This is a genomic window from Candidatus Phytoplasma bonamiae, from assembly GCF_030586845.1.
GTDB classification, from domain to species: Bacteria; Bacillota_I; Bacilli_A; order Acholeplasmatales; family Acholeplasmataceae; genus Phytoplasma; species Phytoplasma bonamiae.
On sequence record NZ_JAOSIQ010000003.1, the window covers coordinates 1 to 6,221 of the forward strand.

Here is a 6,221-nt window from a genome sequence, read left to right on the forward strand (position 1 = left end):
GAACGCCATTAATGTGTTATAAAAGTTATTCATTCCCTGCTGGATTTCTCTTTTTAAGGAGTAGCTGTTTGATGAACAATATTGAATTCTATTCAATGTTCGTGAAAGTTTAGTTTCTGATGAAACCGTTGTTGATATGATATATCAACTCCTTCCTTGATGCCATTGAATAAATAATAAATTACTTTCTTCTTTCGCCCTATAAGAGTCATTAACTCTCTTCTCGGTAAGACGATTAACTAAATTATTCCAAATCTAGTTTTACCCTTACGACTACTAAAAAGATTCTTTATCCTTGACCATCCGGACTTTTATTTCCGGATTAGTAAACTTAATTACTTAGTTTTAGGATTCTCCAAGTTACACTAAATTTCTACCTTAATCCTTTAGGGGAAGTATCCTCTTTAGGAGGCTGATTCCAGGTTTCTTTCTCAGATAAACTACTCAGTACTTGAAGTATATACTAGTAGACTCTGGACTGTCCGTTTAAGCAACTTCCGGAACAGGTTTAATATTACATCCATTTCCCTTCTTAGGCCATCTCAGGCTTCTCCATGGAATTATTTGGTGGCGGAGTCATCTTGACTAATTTGCTTTCGTCGCAACCCACTTTTATGGTCTGCTTTAATCTAACTTACTTTCGTTTGTCAGACCAACCATATCCTTTCAGGGTTTATCATCCCTGGCTATTGGTTAAATAGCGCGAAATTTAGGCCTCTTTGGCGCCCCTTCAATTTTTGTAAATTTTCTTGGTTCTTCTGACCAAAATGATTCTAAAAACACAAATAACAACTCTTTCTTCTATATAAAAAATCTTTTTACTTTCTTCTAAAAAATAATCCTTTAATAATTTAAATTATTATTTGAAAATATCTAAAATGAAATACAAAAATTATTTCTAAAAAAATAATCATAAATAAACATACAAAACATATATAGTTTTTAAGAATAAAAACATTAAAATAAAAAAATTTAATACTTCAAATTTACTTAAAATAAATCGCTTTTTATTTTTTATATTTATTTAAATTTTATTTCAAAAATTTATAAATTTTTCATTCACTTTATATTACAAATTAATTCTACTAAATCACCATTTTTTAAATGAAATGCTGAAGCATCATCCGTATCTATATGCAATTCTAAACTAAAATCCTTATTTACACGACACAAAACATTGTGCAAAATACCAGATTTAATACCATCTATTCGAATACTCACTATTTGTTGATCTGTTAAACCTAAATCTTTAGATTCTTCATCGGATAAATGTATATGTCTATCAGCAATAATAACTCCTTCTTTAATAAATAATTTTCCGCAAGGACCAATTAAAGTAGCACTAGCAGAACCTTTAATGTCTCCTGAACTCCTAACAGGAGCACCAAATTGATTTCTAATATTATCACTATTACTAATTTCAACTTGCGTAAATCTTCTTAAAGGACCTAAGATACGAACATTTTTAAGAATTTGATTGTTAGAACTAATAACATCTATTTTTTCGTTAGCAGCAAATTGGCCTTTTTGTGTCAAATCTTTAAACCAAGTTAATTGGTAATTTTTTCCGAATAAAATTTCTAAAGCTTCTAAAGACAAATGAGCATGTCTACCGGAAACTCCCACAGGTATCATTTTTTTTTTTAACATAATTCCATTCCTTCTATTTTTTTAAAATTTAGTCTAAAATAATAAATTTAATAGGATTTCTTTTATTCAAAAAACAATTTTATTATTTATATTATTTATAAATCAATAAATACATTTTTTAATATTTATCAAAAAATAAATAAAATTTCCCCTTAAAATCCATTGACTAACATACATTATAATACTTTTTATAAATGGTAGCAATATAAAAAAAGTAGTCTTCAAGAATCATTTAAACAAGTAAAATGTTATAATTAAATAATAAAATTGAAAAAATTATTTTGACAATAAATTTTTTAGTAAGGTGAAAAAAATATATGAAAGTTGGAATTATAGGATTACCTAATGTAGGTAAATCAAGTTTATTTAACGCATTAACAGGATTAAATATTTTAGAAGCGAATTATCCTTTTGCAACTATCCAGCCTAATATAGCTATGATAGAAGTTCCCGATGAACGTTTAAAATATATTGCAAATTTTTTTAAATCTCAACAAGTTATTAAAACCCAAATACAATTCGTAGACATTGCTGGTTTAGTTCCAGGAGCTTCCAAAGGAGAAGGACTAGGGAATCAATTTTTAAATCATATTCGCAATGTCGATATTATTTGTCACGTCGTTAAATGTTTTGATGATCCAAAAATAATCCATATTCATGAAAAAATTAATCCTGTTTTAGAAAGTCAAATGATCGAAACAGAACTAATTTTAGCTGATTTAGAACAAATAGAACAACGTTTAACTAAAATAAATTATTCCAAAAAAAAAATACAACAAGAAACACAATTAGAAATGCAACTTTTGCAAAAAATTAAACAAAATTTAATCAAAAATATTACCACTAACGAATTAAATTTAAAAGAAGAAGAAATTCAAATAATAAAAAATTTCAATTTATTAACTCTTAAACCAATGATTTATATAGGTAATTTACCAGAAAACCAAAATAATTGGGATAAAAATATTTTTTTTCAACAAATGAATCAGTTTAGTTTAAAAACTAATAGAACATTTATTCCTATTTGTATTCTGGAAGCTAAAAAAAATTATTCTTCTGCCTCGATTGATAAAAATACATTAAATATTAATCAAACACAAACATTATTTTCATCTAAATATGCTTTAGAAAAGCTAATTAAAAATAGTTATCAACTTTTAAATTTACAAACGTATTTTACTGCTGGACCTAAAGAAACAAGAAGCTGGTCTTTCATCAAAGGCTCCACAGCTCCTCAATGCGCTAAATCAATACATACAGATTTTCAACGCGGTTTTATTCGAGCAGAAGTTATTAATTATAACGAAATCATTAAATATAATAATATTAGTCAAATAAGAGAAAAAGGAAAATTACGTTCAGAAGGTAAAAATTATATAGTTCAAGATGGTGATATTATAAATTTTAAATTTCGCGTCTAAAAAATATATAAAACTCACAATTATTTTATTTAGTTATGAATCTTTAACCTAATTACTACTATAAAAGGAAAATATATATATAAAAATGAATCAAAAAGATAAACATTATACTAATACGTTATCCATGCCCAAAACTGATTTTCCTATGAGAGGAAATTTACCACAAAAAGAACTTGAAATAGAAAAATATTGGCATCAAATAGATCTATATCAAAAAAATTTAAAAAAAAATCAAAAAAATCCCACATTTATCCTGCATGATGGCCCTCCTTATGCTAACGGTGATATACATATAGGTCATGCTTTAAATAAAATTTTAAAAGATTTCATATTAAGATTTAAAACCATGCAAGGACATAATGCACCTTATATACCAGGATGGGATACACATGGATTGCCAATTGAAATTGCAGTTTTAAAAAAAAATTATCAAAATAAAAATTTAACAACAAACCTTTTTAATGAAGAATGTAAAAAATTTGCTTTTGATTTTATCCAAAAACAAAAAGAAAATTTTAAAAGATTAGGTATTTTAGGAGATTGGGATAATCCTTATTTAACTTGCGATAATAAATATATAGCAAACCAAATTAGAATTTTTGCAAAAATGTTAGAAAAAAAATTAATTTTTAAACAATTAAAACCTGTTTATTGGTCTACTTATTTAAACTCTTCTTTAGCTGAATCAGAAATAGAATATCATAAACATCAAACTTGGTCTATTTTTGCAACCTTTAAAATAATAAATAATGAATATAAAGATTTTGAGCAAAACGTCCAATTTATAGTTTGGACTACTAATCCTTGGACTTTATCTTCTAATGAAGCGATTTGTGTCAACCCAAAATCTCAATATTATTTAATTAATGTTAATAAAAATCAAAAATATATTATAGGAGCTAAAGTTTTAAAAAAATTGCAAATTAAATTCAATTGGCACAAAATTGAAATTATCAAAGTTTTAACAGGTCAACAGTTAGAAAATTTACAATATGAAAACACTTTGTTTAATAAAACTAAAAAAATTATTTTAGGCGAATTTGTTTCCGATCAAGAAGGTACAGGTTTAGTTAGTATCTCTCCAGGCCATGGGCAAGAAGATTTTTTAATAGGACAAAAATATAATTTAGAAATAAGTTTAAGTATTGATAAAAAAGGTAATATGACAGAATTATCTCCTCAATATCAAGGAATTTTTTTTCAAACAGCCAATGATTTGATTATAGAAGATTTAAAAAAATTGGGACTTTTAATTAAAGCAGAATTGATAGAACATTTATATCCTCATGATAATCGCATTAATAAACCTATTGTTTTTTTAGCTTTATCACAATGGTTTATAGATATTCAAAGTATAAAAAAAGAATTATTAAAAGAAATTAAAAACATTAAATGGTTTCCTCTTTGGGGAGAACAAAAAATGTATAATATGATAATAAACCGAGAAGACTGGAATATAAGTAGACAAAGAAAATGGGGAGTACCTATTCCTATATTATATGACGAAAATCAAAAACCCATTTTGGATATCCAAATAATTAAACATTTTGCCGATTTATTTGAAAAATATGGTAAAAGTATTTGGCATGAATGGGAAATTTCAAAATTATTACCCGAACAATATATTAAAAAAAATAATAAATATCATTTATTTACTAAAGATACTAATATTCTAGATGTTTGGTTTGATTCTGGTACTTCATACAACGTTATACAAAATATTTCTTCAAATTTTTTTCCAACTGATTTATATTTAGAAGGTTCGGATCAATATAGAGGATGGTTTAATTCATCTTTAATTACTTCCGTAGCTGCATTTAATAAAGCAGCTTATCGAACGATTATTACTCACGGTTTCGTTCTTGATGGTCAAGGACAAAAAATGAGCAAATCAAAAAAAAATATTATAGAACCGCAATCCATAATAAAACAAAGCGGAGCTGATATATTAAGATTATGGGTAGCTAGTACCAATTATAAAAACGATGTTAGAATAGATCATTCTATTTTAAAACAAATAGAAGAAAAATATCGTAAAATACGAAATACTTTACGATTTATGTTAGGTAATTTATACGATTTTAATATACAAACAAATTATATATCTTTTCAAAAAAGAACTTCTTTGCATAAATTAATAATTCTCGAATTTAAACAAATAATTAAACAAATTATTAAAGCATACGAAACTTATAATTTTGAAAAAATTATAAGTTTAATATATCCATTTATAACCACTAAAATAAGTGCTTTTTATTTAGATTTTGCCAAAGATATTTTGTATATTGAAATGCCTAATTGTAAAGACAGAAGAACTATTCAATCCAATATATACGATTTACTATTAGATTTACTAATTATTTTGACACCAATTATACCTCATACAACTTCAGAAGCATATAATTATTTAAATGTTAACCAAAAATTCAAAAAAGAAGATGTTTATTTAGAAAACATGCCTGAAATAACACAAATTGATAACTTCATAGATGCATTTAAACAAGAAGATACTAATTCAGAAGAACAAAAAGCTTATCAAAAATTTTTAGAACTAAGAGGTATAATACTAAAAAAATTAGAAGAAGCCAGAAAAAATCAAATTATTAATAAATCTTTAGAAGCTAAAATAATTTTAGAATTAACAACAGAATATTTAAACGCAATAACAAAATTAAAAATAAATAATTGTTTACATCAATTATTTATTGTATCAGAAATTCAAATTATAGAATCATTTCAAATTAAAATTAAAATCATTAAATCTATAGGAAAAACCTGTCCTCGCTGTTGGAATGTAATAAAAAATTATAATACCCATAACGAATTATGTAATCGCTGTAATTTAGTAGTAAAAAATTTAATAAAAAATAATTCACAATTACATAAACAAATAGAAAATTAAAGATGAGGAGTAAAAATAAATTTTACTCCTCTTTTATTAAAAGAATTTTTTTTATAATTAATTTACACCTTTTACAACCGGAACAATAACAAAATTAGGTAAAAATTGTTTTAATTTATTAGAATTTATCACTTTATTAAAAATAAGTTTCCCATATTTCTGATTCAAATTATTAATTTTTTGTTCTATTCTATTAAGATCATTATTAATTTGAGTTTCAGATACATCAGAATTCGCAATAAAATGAA

4 protein-coding genes are annotated in these 6,221 nt (G+C 24.8%); 2 read left to right on the plus strand and 2 right to left on the minus strand.

Translation table 11 applies throughout. The features are described 5' to 3' along the window. Positions 1 to 1,059 precede the first annotated feature (1,059 nt). Positions 1,060 to 1,650, minus strand: a complete 591-nt coding sequence (pduL, locus tag OC701_RS00490) for a phosphate propanoyltransferase (RefSeq protein WP_304514162.1) — start codon at positions 1,648 to 1,650, stop codon at positions 1,060 to 1,062. Positions 1,651 to 1,967: 317 nt separating this feature from the next. Here pduL and ychF point away from each other — a divergent pair, with 317 nt between their 5' ends. Together ychF and ileS are read left to right on the plus strand one after the other, a co-directional pair. Continuing rightward, positions 1,968 to 3,071, plus strand: coding sequence for a redox-regulated ATPase YchF (gene ychF, locus OC701_RS00495; protein ID WP_304514163.1), 1,104 nt, complete (start codon positions 1,968 to 1,970; stop codon positions 3,069 to 3,071). A gap of 85 nt (positions 3,072 to 3,156) precedes the next feature. Continuing rightward, a complete protein-coding gene (gene ileS, locus OC701_RS00500; protein WP_304514164.1) occupies positions 3,157 to 5,973 on the plus strand; it encodes an isoleucine--tRNA ligase in 2,817 nt (938 codons plus the stop codon). Positions 5,974 to 6,030: 57 nt separating this feature from the next. Here the strand turns inward: ileS and OC701_RS00505 are convergent. Then, positions 6,031 to 6,221: hypothetical protein (locus OC701_RS00505; RefSeq protein WP_304514165.1), on the minus strand; the 191-nt coding region annotated here is incomplete at its 5' end.

What these genes read in the sequence shown, in the direction of transcription:
- pduL (WP_304514162.1), bottom strand. Translation starts at nt 1,650, where the DNA reads ATGTTAAAAAAAAAAATGATACCTGTGGGAGTTTCCGGTAGACATGCT.
- ileS (WP_304514164.1), top strand. Translation starts at nt 3,157, where the DNA reads ATGAATCAAAAAGATAAACATTATACTAATACGTTATCCATGCCCAAA.
- ychF (WP_304514163.1), top strand. Translation starts at nt 1,968, where the DNA reads ATGAAAGTTGGAATTATAGGATTACCTAATGTAGGTAAATCAAGTTTA.